The 18,031-nt window shown below is 44.0% G+C and carries 16 protein-coding genes, 1 tRNA gene and 2 pseudogenes; 12 read left to right on the plus strand and 7 right to left on the minus strand.

Features of this window, described 5'->3' with window-relative positions:
• Positions 1-766: 766 nt before the first annotated feature.
• Positions 767-839: transfer RNA gene (locus B9T16_RS14810), tRNA-Arg, on the minus strand.
• Positions 840-1,060: 221 nt separating this feature from the next.
• Here B9T16_RS14810 and folB point away from each other — a divergent pair.
• Both folB and B9T16_RS14820 read left to right on the plus strand, forming a co-directional pair.
• The gene (gene folB, locus B9T16_RS14815; protein WP_014275339.1) at positions 1,061-1,414 is read left to right on the plus strand and encodes a dihydroneopterin aldolase; all 354 of its coding nucleotides are present in this window, start codon (positions 1,061-1,063) and stop codon (positions 1,412-1,414) included.
• Positions 1,415-1,692: 278 nt separating this feature from the next.
• Complete coding sequence (locus B9T16_RS14820; RefSeq protein ID WP_410245119.1) at positions 1,693-2,523, plus strand: exosortase-dependent surface protein XDP2; 831 nt, start codon at positions 1,693-1,695, stop codon at positions 2,521-2,523.
• Positions 2,524-2,648: 125 nt separating this feature from the next.
• On the opposite strand, the gene B9T16_RS14825 is transcribed toward B9T16_RS14820, so the two are convergent.
• Positions 2,649-4,562, minus strand: a complete 1,914-nt coding sequence (locus tag B9T16_RS14825) for a transketolase C-terminal domain-containing protein (RefSeq protein ID WP_006617631.1) — start codon at positions 4,560-4,562, stop codon at positions 2,649-2,651.
• Positions 4,563-4,580: 18 nt separating this feature from the next.
• On the opposite strand from B9T16_RS14825, the gene B9T16_RS14830 reads away from it, so the two are divergent.
• Together B9T16_RS14830 and B9T16_RS14835 are read left to right on the plus strand one after the other, a co-directional pair.
• Positions 4,581-4,757 (plus strand): hypothetical protein, encoded by a 177-nt coding sequence (locus B9T16_RS14830; RefSeq protein ID WP_014275341.1) that lies wholly within the window; start codon positions 4,581-4,583, stop codon positions 4,755-4,757.
• 321 nt (positions 4,758-5,078) lie between these two features.
• On the plus strand, positions 5,079-6,191 hold the full coding sequence (locus B9T16_RS14835; RefSeq protein ID WP_006617630.1) for a hypothetical protein: 1,113 nt from the start codon (positions 5,079-5,081) through the stop codon (positions 6,189-6,191).
• 131 nt (positions 6,192-6,322) lie between these two features.
• On the opposite strand, the gene B9T16_RS14840 is transcribed toward B9T16_RS14835, so the two are convergent.
• Genes B9T16_RS14840 through B9T16_RS14855 form a run of 4 tightly spaced genes read right to left on the minus strand, consistent with a single transcriptional unit; the run spans position 6,323 to position 8,672 of the window.
• On the minus strand, positions 6,323-6,544 hold the full coding sequence (locus tag B9T16_RS14840; RefSeq protein ID WP_410245120.1) for a hypothetical protein: 222 nt from the start codon (positions 6,542-6,544) through the stop codon (positions 6,323-6,325).
• A gap of 1 nt (position 6,545) precedes the next feature.
• Positions 6,546-6,713 carry a hypothetical protein gene (locus B9T16_RS14845; RefSeq protein ID WP_317269899.1) on the minus strand — a complete coding sequence of 56 codons (168 nt, stop codon included), beginning with the start codon at positions 6,711-6,713 and terminating at the stop codon, positions 6,546-6,548.
• 51 nt (positions 6,714-6,764) lie between these two features.
• The gene (locus B9T16_RS14850; protein WP_410245121.1) at positions 6,765-7,490 is read right to left on the minus strand and encodes an MAE_28990/MAE_18760 family HEPN-like nuclease; all 726 of its coding nucleotides are present in this window, start codon (positions 7,488-7,490) and stop codon (positions 6,765-6,767) included.
• Positions 7,491-7,493: 3 nt separating this feature from the next.
• On the minus strand, positions 7,494-8,672 hold the full coding sequence (locus B9T16_RS14855) for a DUF262 domain-containing protein (RefSeq protein WP_410245122.1): 1,179 nt from the start codon (positions 8,670-8,672) through the stop codon (positions 7,494-7,496).
• 238 nt (positions 8,673-8,910) lie between these two features.
• Here B9T16_RS14855 and B9T16_RS14860 point away from each other — a divergent pair, with 238 nt between their 5' ends.
• The 3 genes from B9T16_RS14860 to coaBC all read left to right on the plus strand — a co-directional run bounded on the left by B9T16_RS14860 (position 8,911) and on the right by coaBC (position 11,219).
• Positions 8,911-9,534, plus strand: coding sequence for an alpha/beta hydrolase (locus B9T16_RS14860; RefSeq protein ID WP_410245123.1), 624 nt, complete (start codon positions 8,911-8,913; stop codon positions 9,532-9,534).
• Between the two features lie 78 nt (positions 9,535-9,612).
• Positions 9,613-9,825, plus strand: a complete 213-nt coding sequence (locus B9T16_RS14865; RefSeq protein ID WP_006617626.1) for a DUF2555 domain-containing protein — start codon at positions 9,613-9,615, stop codon at positions 9,823-9,825.
• Between the two features lie 137 nt (positions 9,826-9,962).
• Complete coding sequence (coaBC, locus tag B9T16_RS14870; protein WP_410245124.1) at positions 9,963-11,219, plus strand: bifunctional phosphopantothenoylcysteine decarboxylase/phosphopantothenate--cysteine ligase CoaBC; 1,257 nt, start codon at positions 9,963-9,965, stop codon at positions 11,217-11,219.
• Between the two features lie 285 nt (positions 11,220-11,504).
• Here the strand turns inward: coaBC and chlP are convergent, their stop codons facing one another.
• Positions 11,505-12,725, minus strand: a complete 1,221-nt coding sequence (gene chlP, locus B9T16_RS14875) for a geranylgeranyl reductase (protein ID WP_006616671.1) — start codon at positions 12,723-12,725, stop codon at positions 11,505-11,507.
• A 329-nt stretch (positions 12,726-13,054) separates the two neighbouring features.
• On the opposite strand from chlP, the gene B9T16_RS14880 reads away from it, so the two are divergent.
• From B9T16_RS14880 to B9T16_RS14900, 5 genes and pseudogenes are all read left to right on the plus strand, one after another.
• Positions 13,055-13,267: a hypothetical protein gene (locus tag B9T16_RS14880; RefSeq protein ID WP_006616672.1), complete on the plus strand. Its 213-nt coding sequence runs from the start codon at positions 13,055-13,057 to the stop codon at positions 13,265-13,267.
• An 8-nt stretch (positions 13,268-13,275) separates the two neighbouring features.
• Positions 13,276-13,947 (plus strand): hypothetical protein, encoded by a 672-nt coding sequence (locus B9T16_RS14885; RefSeq protein WP_410245125.1) that lies wholly within the window; start codon positions 13,276-13,278, stop codon positions 13,945-13,947.
• Positions 13,948-14,594: 647 nt separating this feature from the next.
• Positions 14,595-16,410: pseudogene (ltrA, locus tag B9T16_RS14890) on the plus strand (group II intron reverse transcriptase/maturase).
• Between the two features lie 97 nt (positions 16,411-16,507).
• Positions 16,508-16,804, plus strand: a pseudogene (locus B9T16_RS14895) (zinc ribbon domain-containing protein); the annotation flags it as partial.
• Positions 16,805-17,093: 289 nt separating this feature from the next.
• On the plus strand, positions 17,094-18,031 hold a 938-nt coding region (locus B9T16_RS14900), incomplete at its 3' end, for a DUF4912 domain-containing protein (protein WP_410245126.1).

An 18,031-nucleotide genomic window follows, 5' to 3' on the forward strand; every position in this document is an offset into this window, starting at 1 on the left:
TACGAATGCTCACCCTATCATGTCCAGATATTACCCATAACTACTTGACCCCTAACAGATAGCTTTACCTACAACCTACGACTAAGATTTTGGGGGTGAACTGATTATGTTGGTATCGGTTTCCGCACGGGATGATTACCATCAAAGATTGGAGACTTGCTGAGGATTATGTGGGTATCGATTCCCATCTCGGTAATTGTCACCAGTTGAAAAGTTGTTTAGGGGTATCGGGTTAGAGTCGGTAGATGATAGCCCATAGTTTCCCCTCACCGGAGATTATGAATCAGACCCATAGATAACCGGATAGGCGATCGCTCATAGGTTTACCTATAGGTATAGTCCACGGAAAGGCGGTCTTATATCTTTGTACATTGATTACTTAGAAGGTTCCCCTCTACGGCTACCTACGGCTATCGTGTTGACTTTGAATCATACCCTCCCCCCATAACCGGAACAAGTACTATTGGGGAAGTGACCGATGTGATAGCAGTCAATGGTGACGAACGAACCGATAGGCTTGCCATTGACTGCTATCACAAGGGAACTACCCTATCGGTGTTTGGTTGAGGGGAGGTATGGATATTTGACATATTGATTAAGTTGTGCTTATTGATTAACCCGCCAATAATTAAGATTTGTTGCTAAGGGATATGCACCAATTGTCCCGTGTGCTAAGACTGAATGGAGTGCATTTTGAGTGTGACGGTACGACTATCGGGTTAAGTAAATTCCCGCTATCGCCGTCAGGATAAGGCAATAGAAAAAACGAGCATGGAGGGATTTGAACCCCCGACCCTCAGAACCGGAATCTGATGCTCTATCCACTGAGCTACATGCCCTAAGACCAAATTCACTATAACATATATTCCGCAAATATTGATCAACCCAACGACAATTTCATCTCTTAGCAATCAATCCCCTGTAGCCGGGAGGGAGTCTGATCGCCAAATACCAGGAACCTCAACGCTAAAATTTCCTGGGTCATGGGCCTATATTTCTACCATAGGTGGCGCTTTGGGTGAAAATTAAGATCACAATCACAAAAAGGTTAGCTAAAAATATGGACTCAATTGAAATTAAAGGTATCCGCAGTTATGGTTATACGGGATATCTCCAGGAGGAAAGGGTATTAGGTCAGTGGTTTGAAGTTAATGTGCGCTTGTGGTTTGACTTGTGCGTTGCCGGACATAGTGATACGATCGCAGATACGGTAGACTATCGGGGAACTATTGCTACAGTTGAGCATATTGTCAAAACGGCTAAATTTGCTCTGGTCGAGAGACTAGCAGAGGCGATCGCTCAAGCCATTCTGGAACAGTCCCAGGTTGAGCGGGTTCAGATCCAGTTAATTAAACTCGCTCCCCCCATTCCTGACTTTAGCGGACAAATTAAAATTGACATTACTAGACCTTGAGCGTCAATTAGCACTCTGTTGGCAATATTTTCAGCTTAAATATTTTCCTACTGGTCTGATCACAGCAGGTTGTGATTTGTGACACATACATTCAAGACAATGGTCACAAATATAAAAAGCTACCTTTACAAAAGCCATACATTAATAAATCTTTGGTAAAAAAGGTGTTTTACATTAGACACACCAGGGAAATGATGCTACAACATGAATAGTACGAAAGTACGAAGTCCAGAAAATTTATCCAAGTTAGTCAAATTATCACACCAGAGGTAAAAATTATGAACACCAAACTAAGTCTATCAGTATTTTTAGGTTTACTAGCCGGTGGTCTAGGATTCGCAGGTTCCGCTCAAGCCTTTTCCTTCGATACCAACTTTGAGTACGCCTTAACAGGGAGAGATGCTCCGAGAGGGGATGTCTGGCTGAATTCTGTTGAGGTTAATGGCAATATTTTCAGTAATTTTGCCTTTGTCGATCGCGCTGACATCGTTTATAACGACCCCTATACTGGTGGTAACACAGGTGCTGCTAGTTCTGATATGGGGCCTCTAGCAACCGTAGGAACATCCCAGGAAGACCCCACCAATGAAGACATTGTGACATCTTTGGGAAATAATAACCTGAACAGCATTATCGATGGAGAAGACCGCGGCAGTTTCGCGATCAATGTTTGGTTTGATCGTCGGGTTGATAACCTGTTTTTGTGGGAACGTGGCATGAACAGTGCTGTAACAGTTCAAGCGATCGACGGACGAGGCAACAGTTTGGGTAATACCTTTACTATTACAAAAGACCGCTGGGATAATGCCGGGTTTAGAATTAATACAATGGAAATCGGACGTAATGTTCAAGATGTCGGTTCTTGGGGAGTATCCTTGGCTGACTTAGGACTTGACCCCTCAGTAAGGTCTATTGGTGGTATTCGTGTAAGTGCTGCATGGTCTGAGTCGGGTGGTCCTGGCGATGATGCCCTGCGAGCATTTTATAATGGACCAGACTGGAAAGTGGTTGGTGCTGCTGTACCAGAACCAGGTATGATTTTCGGTCTAGGCGCTATTGGTGCTGGCTTTGTCGCTTCCAACCTTCGCAAAAAAGCGAATAAAGCATAGAATTGCAGCGATAGTTAGGTTCAGATTTGATGCTGCATAAACTCTAAACCAAGGCGGGTTGATCAACTTGATTAACCCGCCCTATATTTTGTGATCTATTAATCAGCAAACAGGTTGTTTGGTGACTAACCGACTAATTCCTTAACCTTAGCCATAATACCGTTGGGGTCAATACCCTGATGAGGGAACTGTTCCCACAGACCGCCACAACCTTCCTTGTGAGTAGCAAGATAGGCATATTTGGGAGTATAGCCACGTTCTAGTAACCAGGAACCGAAACGGCTACCGAGTCCAGTGCGACGGTTAAAGGCTTCGACGACCATGACAAAGGGAGCCTTTCCGATTTTGGCTAACATATCTTCATCAACGACATTTAGGGTAGATTTATTAATTAACCCTACATCAATACCTTCTTGTTTGAGGCGTTCGACAGCATCTAAGGAACGGTACAAACTATCGCCAAAGCTGACAATATAGCCAGCAGTACCCTCGCGAATTACCTCATCTTTACCAGGGATGAATTTATAGCTGTCGCCAAAGAAATTATTTCCGTCACTGTTGAGAATATAGGGAACTTTGGAACGGGTAGAGAAGATAAACCGCAGTCCGGGGTCAAAAAATACGGCTTCGACACAGGCTTTCATCTGGTTAGCGTCAGCGGGGAAATACAAACGAGTTTCGTAGCCGTCATCTAAACCGTTGTCGGCGAACATATTATTAATTCCGAAATGGCAGGTATTATCAGCCATGTCGTCAATGCCGCTATGGGAGAAGTGACAGAGGACGTTGGAGTAATTCAGGCGCGCCATGGTAATTTCAGAAATGCACATTTCTAGGAAAGCGCTAAAGGTGCCGAAAATCCCCTGTTTGCCTTTTTCCATACCAAAGCCGGCGGCGGCGGAGAAGTTACCGCGCTCCATAATACCGCCTTTGATAAAGATTTCTGGGTAGGCGGTGCGGATTTTTTGTAGACCACAGGACCCTTCTAGGTCGCTATCGACACAAACGACTTTTTCTTGACGATCGCTATCTGTCATGGTAGCGAGAACGGAAACGACGGCATCCCCAAAGACGTTACGGTTGGAACCGAGATCGTCACTAGAACCGATGAAGGTGTAGTTTTGTTTAGGTGCTTGGATACCTTGGAGATATTTAACGGCTTCGGTGCGACCTTTGGCTTCCAAATAAGCGATCGCCGCCTTTACGGAAATCACATCATGACCGTGGGGGGAACCTTCGAGTCCTTCAATTCCCACACACATTTTCCGATGGTTAATCAGCGCCACCGGACCATCTGTATTAATAGCTTGGCAGATCAGACCATAGAGGCTATCAATATCTTCTCCATCTCCCTCTAGGACTTTCAGACCATGACCGATGAGAGTTTGGGCGACGGTATAGCCAGGGATATAATCAGAAGGGTGTCCGGCGATGGTGACATCGTTATCATCAATAATCAGTTTAACGTTAAGCTGTTGGGAGACAGCCAAACGAGCAGCTTCGGCATCATTTCCTTCCTGTTGAGAACCATCGGAACCCAGACAGAAAACGGTTTTGTTGGGGTTAGCCATAGCCACGCCGTTGACGTAAGGCCACATATGACCGAGACGACCAGAGCTAAATTTTACGCCGGGGGTCAGTCCTAATTCTGGGTGTCCGGGTAGTTGGGAATGAGCGGCGCGATAGCTAAGGAGTTGTTCGGCGGGCATAGATCCTTCGAGTACGGACATTAAATATTGGGTAGCCACCCGGTGTCCGGCTTCGTCAAAGAAGATAGGCACGAATTTGTCGGGAGAACCGCGAAATAAGGCATCAAGGATCATTACTTCTGGGGCGGTGTCGTAAGGTCCCCCTGTGTGTCCGCCAACTCCGCGCGCTGCGCCGGTGGCGGTGAAGAAGACGATCGCATCTCTGACCAGTTCAATATTAGCTTTCAGGGCCTTTCGTTGTTCGTCGGTTAGGGTGCTATGGGCTGGGTCAAGTTTCAGGTATTGGTAGGCTCCCAAGTCAATGGGGAAGACGGCTTGAGCAACAGTCATGAGTATTCCAGTTTAGATATGTCAACTTCATGGGCGATCGTGGTTGCTAAGGACTGCGATCGCCTTGATTTGATTGTTTCACATTTCGGCCCCACTTCAGCACTTACTCTCGACATTTGCCAAAAAAGTCCCCAATTATCCCTAACCGAGAAGATGGTCTATCAAAAACTATTCCTCAGACACCTGGCTGCCTAAATATCTCTTGTTCAGTGGAGTTGGTAAATTTTCCAGCACCAATTATCTCTAATTGCCACAGTTGAGGGGCAAAAACACATGACTGATTAATTAATTGTTAATTAAACGGAGACCGATTTTGAAGGCGGAGTCCAATCATGTCTTCCTCAAGACATAAATAGTAGCTTTGTCCTAATTAGGGGGAGATGGGGTGAGGTGGAAAAGGCTATATTTTCTCGAATATGGCGGTAGTTAATTTGAACTGAATAACTATATTGAAGCCCATAATGTGATAATTACTGATATGGTAACAGAATCAAATCAACCTATAAACTGATACCTATGCTCCATATTGACATTCCCACTCAGGCGGATATTGAGGCTTTGCTGCACAGTCGCGGTTCCGCCAGAGTTAGCATTTATCTACCTACCACACCGATCACCATTGAGAACCAAGGCGATCGCATTGCCCTAAAAAACCTAGTGACCGAAGCCACAAACCAACTAGCCGAACACAATAAGGGGGAAGTAGCAGCGATCGAGGAGATGTTATTAGACCTCATTGATGATGATGAATTCTGGAAATATCAGGCTAATAGCTTGGCTATCTTTGCCACACCCGAATATCTGCGTACCTTCCGTCTACCTAACCGTTTAGAACCCATTGTCGAAGTAAGCGATCGCTTTTATCTCAAGCGCCTGTTGCGGGCTGTCACCGTCCCACAATCAGCCTTTGTCCTCGCCCTAGCTCAAAATAGCGTTCGGGTAGTTGAAGTTTCCGCAGATATGCCCGCCTTTGAGGTGAAAGTGGACAGTTTACCAGAGTCCGCCGCCAGCGCCGCCGGGAAAACTTCCATCAAAGACCGTTCCCCCAGTGGTCGCATTCAAGGTTCCGAAGGCATGAAAGTCCGTCTGACCCAGTACGCCAGGAAAATAGATCAAGCACTGCGTGACCTGCTAGGAGGTCGCGAAACTCCCCTAATTATCGCCGCTACCGAACCGTTATTGTCAATATATCGCCAGGTGCAATCCTATCCTCACCTAGCAAACAGCGCCATTACTACCAATCCTGAAGCCATGAGTGATGCCGAATTAGCAACGGCGGCGCGGGAAATTCTCGATGAGTTGTTCCGTCAAGAACTTGCCGATATACAGGCCTTATTCAACCAGCGGACTAATGAAAATCGTACTACTACCGATATCTCCCAGGCGGCGCGCGCTGCTACCTATGGCGCAGTACACAAGTTATTGGTTGATATAGATGACGCTAAACCAGGTACTATTGACGATGACGGCGTTATTAGTTTTGCTGAAGGTCCCTGTGCCATGAGCTACAACATTATTGATGAAATTGCCGGGCGTGCGCTACTGACAGGGGCGCGAGTTTTGGGTGTGCGCCGGGATGATATACCAGGTGGCGGTAGTTTGGCGGCGATTATGCGCTATCCGTTTTAAACACCTTTAAACACACTGAAAATTAGGGCTATTATCACTAATTTGGGGTGAGGAGGATATCACAGTATTAGCTATAATATTTCCCCTCTTACCTTCAAATATAACCCACCGGACTCTAGTTTTTTGGCAATCTACTGATAATCTATTAGCAGTTGCTCATAGACATCACTGGCGATAATTTGATGGGTGGTGGTGGTGGGGTGTAGGATATCCCAGAATAAATACTGCTCTGGATTATCGACAATGGTTCCTGATACAAATGATATACTACTGTCGGTGACGTTAGTTAATCCAAATTGTTCAGGATTGGCGATCGCATCCTCAAATAAACCACCCACATCAAATAAAGTCACATTAGCACCAAGTAGGTTCTGATTTAAAAAGAGCGATCGCCTCCGTCAGAGGAGAAGAGCTAAAACGAGTAAGTTGTTCTGGTGGTAGTTCTGACATAATGATCACATCGTTACCAGAAGTCCCCAGACCCAGATCTAAGCGATTTTGCGTAATGATATCAGAAAGCATATTCCCTTCCTCTGATGTCAAATCTTACACAGTATAGCAGCATATTTTACCCTAGGGTGAATTTACGGGGTTTCTTAAATACTCTTGATTGGCTAAATAAGTTTCGATATTTATGATAATTTCTCGTAGATAAATTATCACTCTATTTTTGATTTTAAAAAGTTCTATGGCTGTGGTATCTTTACCAATATCATTAAAGGATTTTAAACCATGTGCCAAATCATTTCTATGATTTTTTATTAATAACAAATGCTCACCATTTTGGGTTCTTTGAGGAGATGTTTTACTAGAAAAACCATAAGTTTTGGCTACATCTTTGATTTTTTTAGCGTCTATATTTCCTGAAAAAATATCATCATTATCCCAAGTTTCAATGATAATATCCAGAGATATTTTATCAATTTTATCTATAATTTTTTCAGGCGATCGCTTTTTGATATTCTTTAATACCACTATTTTCAGTTCTCGTCTCAAAACATCAAAATCAACTTGATGACTATCCAGGTAATCAAATATATATTCAATCGCCCTCCTCATAGTCCCCTCCACCAAATTATATAGCCATAAAAAACCATTAGCTTTCAGAGTTTTTTCGATATCAGTATTGAAATAAATCTGGTCATTTTTATCAATTATTTGACCCGCATTTATATCACCAACATAAAGTTGATAATTATCTATTATCATTGTTTTTTGTTCCAGTCGTTTAAGAAACATAAAGTATTGACTAACTTCTACAGACTGTTTATTAAAATATTCCCATAATGTACTATCCATAGATTAACCCAACACCTGGTTACGAACATAATCAATTCGACCGATAACCTTATTACCAGAACTACTAGCATCACTGCTAGTCAATTTATTAAAATCTGGTGATTCTAAAAAGTCTGTAGACCTGGGCACTAAATCTTTTTGCTCACGCAAAGCCAAAGCCACGCCTACACATATAGACTCAAATTTGATGCGAGTTATAGGTCTAATTTTATGTTTACCTGTTCGCAAACCATCAGGAAAGTATGTTTCTATTACCGATAGCATTGACATAAATTCATGGCGCAGATGCTCTAATTCTGATTGTGGGTTGTTATGTTTCTTTAATTGTTCATTTTTATCTTTTAAGTAGTTATCTAAAAAATCATGAATATTTCCCGAAAAAGATTGATATTTTTCTAAAAAAGCAAAGAACCTCAAAACATACTCTTGAGGATCACGTTGTTTGATAGCTGTTTCTGAAAAAGCACATAAGCTGATAAATTTTGGTTCCTTTGATAACTGTTCTATCAAATCTAAAAATAATCCTGGCTGACTTCCTCTTCGTTTCTCCATTTGGTTAAGCTCAATGCTTCCTGAGTTAATCCGTTCAAACAAATCTCGGCGGACTTCTTCATCAGCATCTTCAGTTAATTTAATTAATCGAATAGTATTTCTAAGAAATCGTCGCTGACGAGATTTCGACAAATCTTGAAAATGAAACCAGTTTAATTCCGTTAACTTTTTGAGTTCACACAATTGGAGTTCATTATTTATAAATCTAGCTAAGGTTCGTATTCTCTGGGTTCCATCTATAATTTCTAACCGTGAGTCATTTTGATCATCTTCTTCTTGGGAAACATCAGCAATGAAAATATAGGGAATTGGAAGACCGAGAAAAACCGATTCAATAAATTTTGACTGATGCGCCTCATCCCAAGCCATTTCTCTTTGGTAGTCAGGTATAAATATTTCGTTGGTGTTTTCATCAATTCCAGTTAAATACTTATCCACTAAAACCTCAATCGGATATTCAAGGGTATTGTAGTCAATCCGCTTTTGATTTTCCCTAATCTGATTTTCTGCAGACTCAACTTTTGCGGTGGTAATAACTTTTGGATTCGACATATTTACAACTAAGATAGGTGTATAATTATCATGATCGTAGAAATAATCAATGATTAGCAACTGAGCAACCAATGCCATGTTTTGGCATTATCTGCTTAAACTGCCACTATGTTTATCAGTAATTTAGGACTGCTTGTTAAACTAGCACATTATGGGTGAATTGTCAATTTATGTAGACTATAGATCCCGCCCAGCTATTTATGAAAATACCTAGATATATCAGATATTATTGAACTGATAAATATCCCAATGGCTTGAGTGTTTTTTATAAGTAATGTAGGATATCGATAAGTAAACCAACAGGTCAGAATCAAATATGTCGTTACACTCATATACAGTCAAACCAGAAAACCCGGAAAATCCCGAAGGTTTAATCATATTCCTGCATGGTTGGGGTGCGAATTGTGAGGATCTGACCTTTTTGGCTCCCATGTTGAAATTACCCGATTATTGGTTTGAGTTCCCAGAAGCTCCCTTTCCTCACCCACAAGTTCCGGGGGGTCGCGCTTGGTACGCTTTAGAAACTCAGGAATATGATGGAATTGAGGAAAGCCGGGAAAAACTAATTGATTGGTTACACGCGATCGCCAAAACCACTGGAATACCGCCACAACGCACGATTTTAGGGGGTTTTTCCCAGGGGGGAGCCATGACTTTTGATGTCGGACGGACAATGGGTTTTGCAGGTCTGATTGTACTCAGTGGCTACTTACACTTTAAACCAGAACCCCAACAGACCCCTCTACCGCCGATTTTAATGGCTCATGGTAAACAAGATATGGTCGTCCCCCTCGGAGCTGCTCACCAGGCGCGGGACAGTTTCCAGAAATTAGGGGCAACGGTGGAATATCATGAGTACAACATGGGTCACGAGATTTGTCCCGATATTTTGGGGTTAATACAAAGTTTTGTGATCAAAACCCTGCCTAATAACCATTAACCCTTTAAGATAAAAGAGGGGGGACATACTTAACCCCAAGGCTCACGGGAAATGCAACTGAACTGGAGGTATTGCAAGATGGAAATGTTGACTCAATCTTCACCCAAGATTTCCGCATTGACAGCAGATGATGTGGCTCAGTTAGCTTCCCGCTTGGAAGTGGATAATTACAGCAACGCATTTGAGGGATTGCAGGATTGGCATTTACTCAGAGCGATCGCTTTCCAGCGTCCAGAATTGGTTGAACCTTATATTCACTTATTGGATTTAGAAGCCTATGACGAAGCCTAAAAAATTATAGCATACGCCAAAACCACAATACGCGCCAGGGTGGCAGTATTATAGGAACCGGGTTTCTAGGAAAATCGGTTAGTTAGAAACCCGGTTTCTGCGCGTACTAAATATCACTAACACAGCCATTAGCTTTTATGTCCGACCGGCGACGTATTTTAATTGGGGTAACTGGTGGAATAGCCGCCTACAAAATTTGTGAGGTGGTTTCCACTTTGGCAAAATCGGGGGCTGAAGTCCGTACTATCGTCACCGACTCGGCTCAACAATTTATTACCCCCCTAACTTTAGCTACCTTATCGCGCGATCGCAGTTATACCGATCGCGACTTTTGGCAGCCTACCCACGGTCGCCCCCTTCATATTCAGTTAGCACAATGGGCTGATATTTTCGTCATTGCACCCCTAACCGCCAATACCCTCAGTAAACTAGCCACCGGAATGGCGGATAACTTGCTCACTAATACGGTTTTGGCTTCCACCTGTCCGATTTTATTGCTTCCAGCTATGAACCGGGAAATGTGGAAACAGCCAGCGGTGGCGCGAAATTGGCAACTGCTTTTAACAGATAGTCGCTTTCACAGCATTACTCCCATTCCTGGTATTCTCGCCTGCGATATCCCCAATAATACCGACAGCCAATCAGTTGAGGTTTTAGCAGCCGGACGTATGGCAGAACCTCAACAAATATTAGCTCATATTTATTCCCTACTGCATACCCAAGGCGATCGAGATCTCGCTAATAAACAGGTGCTAATTTCCGCCGGGGGAACTCGCGAACATTTCGACCCGGTGCGGTTTATTGGTAATCCCGCTACTGGTAAAATGGGAATAGCGATCGCTCAAGCCGCAGTCCACCGAGGCGCACGGGTGACAATGGTATATGGTCCCATGAATGTGGAGATGGTGGAGACTCTATCAGAGGTGACGTTAGTTAGTGTTACTACCGCCCAGCAAATGTCTGACGCAATGTTATCATTATTTCCCGCCGCCAACCTGACCATTATGGCGGCGGCGGTGGCTGATGTCCGACCTACCGCTTATCACCCGGAAAAGTTACCTAAGCGATCGCTTCCTCAACAACTAGACTTAGAAACTGTACCCGATATTGTCGCTCAATTGGCACAAAAAAAACGCCCCGACCAGCAGTTAGTTGGCTTTGCGGCGCAAACAGGAGATATTTTAGCCCCGGCTTGGGAAAAATTGCAGCGCAAAAACTTAGATGCGATCGTTGCTAACCCCATTGACCAACCTGGGGCGGGTTTTGGTAGCGACACCAACCAAGCCATCTTACTCGATCGCCACGGCAAAAAACAGAAGATCAGCGGATGCACTAAATTACAATTAGCTCATCACCTGTTAGATTTCATTGATTTTTCACCAATAACCTTGTAGGGGCGGGTTCTGCGATCGCCTTTGATATAACTCCAGAATCTTTATAACCCGCCCTTACAACACCATAGGCGGTCAGATATGTAATATGTAGGGGCGGGTTCTGCGATCGCCTTTATATAACTCCAGAATCCTTATAACCCGCCCTTGTAGGGGCCGGTTCTGCGATCGCCTTTGATATAAGTCCAGAATCTTTATAACCCGCCCTTACAACACCATAGGCGGTCAGTTATTTAACTAAAAGAGAGCCCCGTCTCTTGAGAGCGGGGCGCTAACTTTCAGGTTAAACTAGGGCGCTAGGGCGTGACCCCGTAGCAGACTACCCAGAGTTTTGGCTGTGATCTTCATTTGTACTAACGGGTTAGCCGGAACAACTGTCTTATACAGATAGCTGTCAAACGTCATCCGTTGTACATCGAGATCAGAACACATTTCTACAAATGCTTCCCGACTTGCATCAGAACGGTAGAATACCCGTTGCAGGACATCCAGCACTAAGTAGGTCATGCCATACTGTTTATCCCAGCGTTTCAGATACAGTTTCAAATCATCTTCAGTGGGGATACGCTGACCCGCGTTGGAAGTTTCCACAATCGTTTCAGCACACATACGACCAGACTTAGCCGCAAAATAGATACCTTCACCAGAAGACTTAGTTACCGTTCCGGCTGCATCTCCCACTAGGGCTACCCTACCCACAACCCGACGGGGACGGGGATGTTCTGGAATCGGGTGAGCTTCTACTTTAATGATTTTACCACCTTCAATCCGATGGGCTGCACGGGCGCGGATTCCGGCTTGCAGCTTTTTGATCATCGCTTGGTTAACCTTCATGGTTCCGGTTCCCACCGCCACGTGATCATATTTCGGGAACACCCAGGCGTAAAAGTCCGGGGAAACATCATTCCCTACATACATTTCCGCCCGATCTTCGTAATAAGCCATTTTATCAGCCGGGATGCGAATCCGCTCTTGGAAGGCGATCGCATAATTATAATCCCCAGCGTCAATAGCCTTCGCTACACGGGAGTTAGCCCCATCAGCACCAATGACGAGATCTACTTTCAGGGTTTTGGCAGTTCCTACCGCATCACCACTAGAATGGTCATTGTAGTGGATCGTGTAAGGTTCGCCACTGCTGGCGGGGATTTCTAACTTGTGAACAGTACCGTTGATTAGGTTAGCACCCAAGGACGCGGCACGGTCACGCATGAAACCGTCGAGGACCTCCCGACGACACATTCCGATATATTCGTTTTCATTTTCTAAATTGATATCCACCTCACGGTTAGAGGGGGAAATCATTTTCATTTTTCTAACCCGCCGATCAATGATTTCGGGTGGCAGGTCGAATTCACTTACCATACACAGAGGAATAGCACCACCACAGGGTTTGGCGTTATCCAGTTTGCGCTCGAATAAATAGGTTTCAATTCCAGCTTTTACTAGCGTTTCGGCTGCGGATGAACCCGCAGGACCAGATCCGACAACAGCAACCCGTAGAGTCAAAGGTCTTCTCCCAAAAATTTATCTCGTCAGTTACTAAGCCAAAATCCTAACACGAACTTTCAGCCTAGGGGGAGGTTTCTGTTCAGACTTGTGACGTATTGCAACACACCTTAACATAACTTTACAAAACTCAAACTTCATTCTCAATTATGGGTTTGATACCTCATACCCAAGATCAATAGTTAATTATACTTATTTCCTCCCCCAACCTTACCCACAAACATCGCGGGAATTAATGATTGACAGGATAACCCGCCCCTAGGGTAGGATTGATCATGCCATACTAGATGATTATCCATTCCTAATGAAACCGTAAATCAGCCCAAACTATGCCTTGGAATAATCAGCAAAACTCAACCACAACCCCTACTCAACTAATTAATCAAATCTTAACTTCCGGGAAACTGACCTATGTGCAATATCTGGGATTAATGTCACTCATATTGTCCGATACTCAGATTACTGATTTAGAACGCCATCAAATTAATCGCATTTTTGATTATGTTCAAAATGGTCGCCTGACTCTGATTACCTCAAATTAATTTTGGTTATGAATACCCCCAGTCACGGAATTATAAATCTGGCTTTATTGGCAAATTCCAGCCACCCCGATGCTAATTTATTCATTTTTTTAGGAGGTATTTTACCAGATATTCCCATCTTTATATTCTACGGTTGTGCAAAATTTATCGCCAAAATGCCAGAATCTCAAATCTGGTCGGAGGCTTATCACTCACCAGCTATAAGCAAAATTGTTGCCATTTTCCATTCTATACCGCTGGGGATTTTAGGATTGGCGATCGCCTTTAAAGTCGGAGGTTATATACCTCAAGTTTTTTGCCTAAGTCTAATTGGGCATAACTTATTAGATTTGCCAGTCCATAACGATGATGCCCATCGCCATTTTTTCCCCTTCAGTAACTACCGTTTTATCAGTCCTATTTCTTACTGGGATACCCGACATTATGGCTCCCTAGTGTCCCTGATAGAATTGCTGTTAGTATTATGGGCAAGCTATACAGTATTTTCCCAAGTGCGATCGCCCCTAGGTCAAACTCTAATCCTATTAGTCAACCTCTTCTATGCAGGCGGCTATAGCTACCATATCCTTAAACATACCAGAAAGCAGACTCACCACCCCATAAACCGAATCAAAACAGCTATACTTGAGAAGATGTGCGAGACGTTTAGGAATCAAATAAGGCTGCAATGCCTGAAATAACTTCCTAGTGGGACTTTCACCCCTTGGTGAAATATAAGGAACTCGTACCCTGACCATCCCACAACTGTTTATATGTCCCAAAGTTTGGTATAGAAATATACAAAACAAGGCAGGGAACTCAAGGTCAAAACGCAAAATCGGAAATCTTAACGATTCCTTAATAATTGCGGAGAGAGTAACGGCGATAGCCACCCCCAGTTTTGGAAATCACAACTCCAGGATTGAAGCGGGGAACGGAAGGCGTGAAGTAGAACCTACTACCAGACGCGACCACTGCCAACCATCCATGATTAGGGAAACCGAATGTCCGGCTTGAACCATCGTAAATATTTAGCAGCGAAACAGGTTGATACGCTGCGCTCAAAAGAGTAAGGGAAAAAGTAGGGTATTTATTGCAAACACCTACACAGACCTTTAAAAGTACCCCGGTGGAGAGGACAAATCTAAAGATGGAATGCCCATATAAACGGAACGTTTTAAGTCCTCCTGGACTCTGATTATCTGGTCGAGATATCAGTAGGGATAAGTGTAACCGCAAGTCCTAGAGGATGTGAGATGTGACCAAAAGCCAACGCCCTACTGTAACGGCAGGGATATGCTAACAGGTCACGGTTTGATTGTAAGAATAGAGTCTAGTAGGAGTCAATATGACGAAATCGAGAGAAAGTAAGGAATTTGGGAAACCAAAACTTACAAAGACGTGCGTTTGTATGGAGAAGTATTAACTGGGCCAAGGTCCAGAGATACGTCTTTAAGCTCCAAAAGAGGATATTTCAAGCGGCTAAATCGGGACAAGACGCAAAGGCACGAAGGTTGCAACGTCTACTGGTGAAATCATATTATGCCAGGCTTTTAGCAGTGCGCCTGTAGGGGCGGGTTCCACGGTCAGCCATGCTTCCCAACAGTCAGCTTAATAAACCCGCCCCCCAAGCGGGTCAAGGCAAGAAAACAGCCGGAGTTGATAGAGTAAGAGCAATCTCTCCACGACAAAGGTTTGAGCTTGTTAAGAACATTAAGGGAAACCTCGAAGCAAAACCACTGCGGAGGGTGTGGATTCCAAAACCTGGGAAGGATGAAAAACGCCCACTAGGCATACCCACAATCCAAGACAGAGCAAGGCAAGCCTTGGTTAAGTCGGCCCTCGAACCTGAATGGGAATCGAGGTTTGAAAGCACAAGCTACGGGTTCCGTCCTGGACGGTCTGCCCATGACGCAATAAGCAGAATATATACTGCCATAAAACAAGGACAATACTATGTTCTTGATGCAGATATAGCGAAATGCTTCGACCGAATAAACCATGACTACCTACTGTCCAAAATTCATTGTCCAAGCAGCCTAAAAAGAGACCTGAAACAATGGCTTAAAGCTGGTGTGCTAGATAACGGTGTATTTGAGGATACAGAAGCAGGGACACCTCAAGGAGGGGTAATAAGTCCAATACTCGCCAACATCGCACTGTTGGGAATAGAAAGGCTAGTTAAAGGAATGTATCCAAATAAAGGCACAACCACTCAGGTAAACCTTATAAGATATGCCGATGATTTTGTGGTCATATCCAAAGACCTAGGAACCATTGAACAGTGCAAGACTGCTATTTCTGAATGGCTAAAACCTGTAGGACTAGAAATAAAACCTGAAAAGACTCGAATCTGTCATACACTCAAAACTATWGAGTATGRCGGYAAGACAGAGAAYCCAGGGTTCGACTTTCTAGGATTCAATATCAGGCAATATCCAACAGGAAAGTACAAATCTGGGAAAACAGGTGGGAGAGCAAGCCAATTAATCGGACATAAAACCCACATAAAACCTAGTCAAAAAGCAGTTGCCCACACAGAAGCGATAAAAGGTGTAATAAAACAATACAAAACAGCACCTCAATCAGCCCTGATAAGTAGACTAAATCCAATTATTCGGGGATGGTCAAACTATTATTCAGCGGTAGTCTCAACAGAGACCTTCACTAAATTAGATGATGCAATCTGGCAAATGTTACGGGCATGGACAGTATCAAGATGCGGAAAGGCAAGTCACGAAAAGCTAAGAAATTATTTCAGACATGGAACAATCAAACTTAGCAATGGGAAAGAAAGACATAAGAAGTGGATGTTCCAAACCGAAGATGGGTTACATCTATTCAATCACAACTGGACTCCAATTGTCAGACATACCTTAATACGCCCTGACGCAACACCATACGACGGAAATTGGACCTACTGGGCAACCAGGAGAGGACAAGCAATCGATACGCCAAACAGGGTAGCAAAACTACTCAAAAAGCAAAAAGGTAGATGTACCTGGTGTGGGCAATTCTTTACCCCATCAGATTTAATTGAAGTAGACCACATTGTACCTAGAAGCCATGGCGGAAAGGATGAATACAAGAATATTCAATTATTACATCGCCATTGTCACGACAATAAAACAGCTCTTGATGAAGAGATGATGCTGTACTCTTAACAAGGAGACGGTCAAATTAGGAGCCGTATGAGGTGAAAGTCTCAAGTACGGTTCTGTATGGGAGGGGGAGATGGCGACATCTCTCTCGACCCCTACTTGGGAAGGAAAAACTTATATTGAGGTTGACCGTTTCTTTGCATCCTCTAAAACCTGTCACGTTTGCCTCAACCGAGTAGATAGTTTGTCGTTAGATATTCGTCAATGGCAATGTCAACATTGTGGGACTTGCCATGAGCGAGATGTCAATGCGGCACAAAATATCAGAAATGAAGCCTTGCGGATATTGTCGTTGGGAACCAGCGATACTGCCTGGGTCGGGAGTGTAAGACAACCTGGCAAAACATCGGTTTTGTTAGATGCAGTTCCCGTTGAATCAGGAAGCCCCATCCTCTAGGGCGGCAGGGTGGGGTACTTCACGAATCTACCTACAACCCCAGGCCCACGCCGGGGATTTTTTTTTGGATGCAGACGATCCCCAATTCCATGATATATCATGAAACTATGACACAATGATCCCAAAAACCTTATAAAACAGTATATTTACTTATAATTTTTGGGATTACCCCTTGACCCCTCTGGATATTTTCTGCAATATGTTGATTAACGAGAGCGATCCCCACGATCCCAAAGAAAATCTACAGAGCCAACAGCCTGCTGTCTGAACACATGGAGATCACCAACCTATGGCCAAAGAAAGACCCCCCTTGGAAGAAATGACATTGCGACAATTACGCAAAGTCGCCAGCGAGTACAGTATTTCTCGCTATAGCCGAATGCGTAAAGCCCAGCTTTTAGCTGCCATTCAAGATATTGAACGTCAAAGATTTTCATCCCCTAGTCAATCCCGTACTTTGGAGGCAAAAGCAGAAGTGGAAGTAGCAAAGTTTMCATTAGGCCAGGAAGAACAAACAGATGATTTCCTGTCCTCAGTTGATGAAAATCTAGTGGAACTTGGCAGCGGATATAGTGAAAGTCGCGTAGTTATGATGGCAAGAGACCCGGAATGGGCTTATGCTTACTGGGATATCTCCAGTCAACAAAAAGAACAATTCCGGCGATTAGGTGGGCAACAACTGGCTTTACGGATTTATGACGTAACAGGTATAAATCTCAGCAATCAGAGTCCCCACAGCGTTCAGGAATACCCTTGCGATGAAATGGCGCGGGAATGGTATTTACCAATTCCTGTAAGCGATCGCGATTATGTGATCGAAATTGGCTACCGTTGCGCTGATGGTCGCTGGTTAGCTATGGCCCGTTCCCAGGCGGTTCGGATTCCCCCCATTTATCCCTCTGAGTGGATTGATGACCAATTCATTACAGTATCTTGGGGTGATGAACTCAAAGGTCAAACTTTTGCCCAACTATCACCCCCTGGCTTATCTTATGGCGATCGCATTTACGACGACCTCTTCAATATCGCCAAAGAAGCAGAAGCCCAACGCATTGCAGGTTCCCTATTTGGTTCCATGCACCATGTTTCCAGTTTCCAACATGGCATCAGTTCCTATATTTTCCCCTCTGGTGTCGGTAAGTGGGCATCAGGTCTCGGTGAAACCATGTCCGGTGTCGGTCTCGGCGTGACTCAATCCGGTGTCGGTCTCGGTTACTCCATGTCCGG

The organism is Arthrospira sp. PCC 8006 (genome assembly GCF_046480465.1).
Lineage (GTDB): Bacteria > Cyanobacteriota > Cyanobacteriia > Cyanobacteriales > Microcoleaceae > Limnospira > Limnospira platensis.

What these genes read in the sequence shown, in the direction of transcription:
- folB (WP_014275339.1), top strand. Translation starts at nt 1,061, where the DNA reads ATGGACTCAATTGAAATTAAAGGTATCCGCAGTTATGGTTATACGGGA.
- B9T16_RS14820 (WP_410245119.1), top strand. Translation starts at nt 1,693, where the DNA reads ATGAACACCAAACTAAGTCTATCAGTATTTTTAGGTTTACTAGCCGGT.
- B9T16_RS14825 (WP_006617631.1), bottom strand. Translation starts at nt 4,562, where the DNA reads ATGACTGTTGCTCAAGCCGTCTTCCCCATTGACTTGGGAGCCTACCAA.
- B9T16_RS14830 (WP_014275341.1), top strand. Translation starts at nt 4,581, where the DNA reads ATGTCAACTTCATGGGCGATCGTGGTTGCTAAGGACTGCGATCGCCTT.
- B9T16_RS14835 (WP_006617630.1), top strand. Translation starts at nt 5,079, where the DNA reads ATGCTCCATATTGACATTCCCACTCAGGCGGATATTGAGGCTTTGCTG.
- B9T16_RS14845 (WP_317269899.1), bottom strand. Translation starts at nt 6,713, where the DNA reads ATGCTTTCTGATATCATTACGCAAAATCGCTTAGATCTGGGTCTGGGG.
- B9T16_RS14850 (WP_410245121.1), bottom strand. Translation starts at nt 7,490, where the DNA reads ATGGATAGTACATTATGGGAATATTTTAATAAACAGTCTGTAGAAGTT.
- B9T16_RS14855 (WP_410245122.1), bottom strand. Translation starts at nt 8,672, where the DNA reads ATGGCATTGGTTGCTCAGTTGCTAATCATTGATTATTTCTACGATCAT.
- B9T16_RS14860 (WP_410245123.1), top strand. Translation starts at nt 8,911, where the DNA reads ATGTCGTTACACTCATATACAGTCAAACCAGAAAACCCGGAAAATCCC.
- B9T16_RS14865 (WP_006617626.1), top strand. Translation starts at nt 9,613, where the DNA reads ATGGAAATGTTGACTCAATCTTCACCCAAGATTTCCGCATTGACAGCA.
- coaBC (WP_410245124.1), top strand. Translation starts at nt 9,963, where the DNA reads ATGTCCGACCGGCGACGTATTTTAATTGGGGTAACTGGTGGAATAGCC.
- B9T16_RS14880 (WP_006616672.1), top strand. Translation starts at nt 13,055, where the DNA reads ATGCCTTGGAATAATCAGCAAAACTCAACCACAACCCCTACTCAACTA.
- B9T16_RS14885 (WP_410245125.1), top strand. Translation starts at nt 13,276, where the DNA reads ATGAATACCCCCAGTCACGGAATTATAAATCTGGCTTTATTGGCAAAT.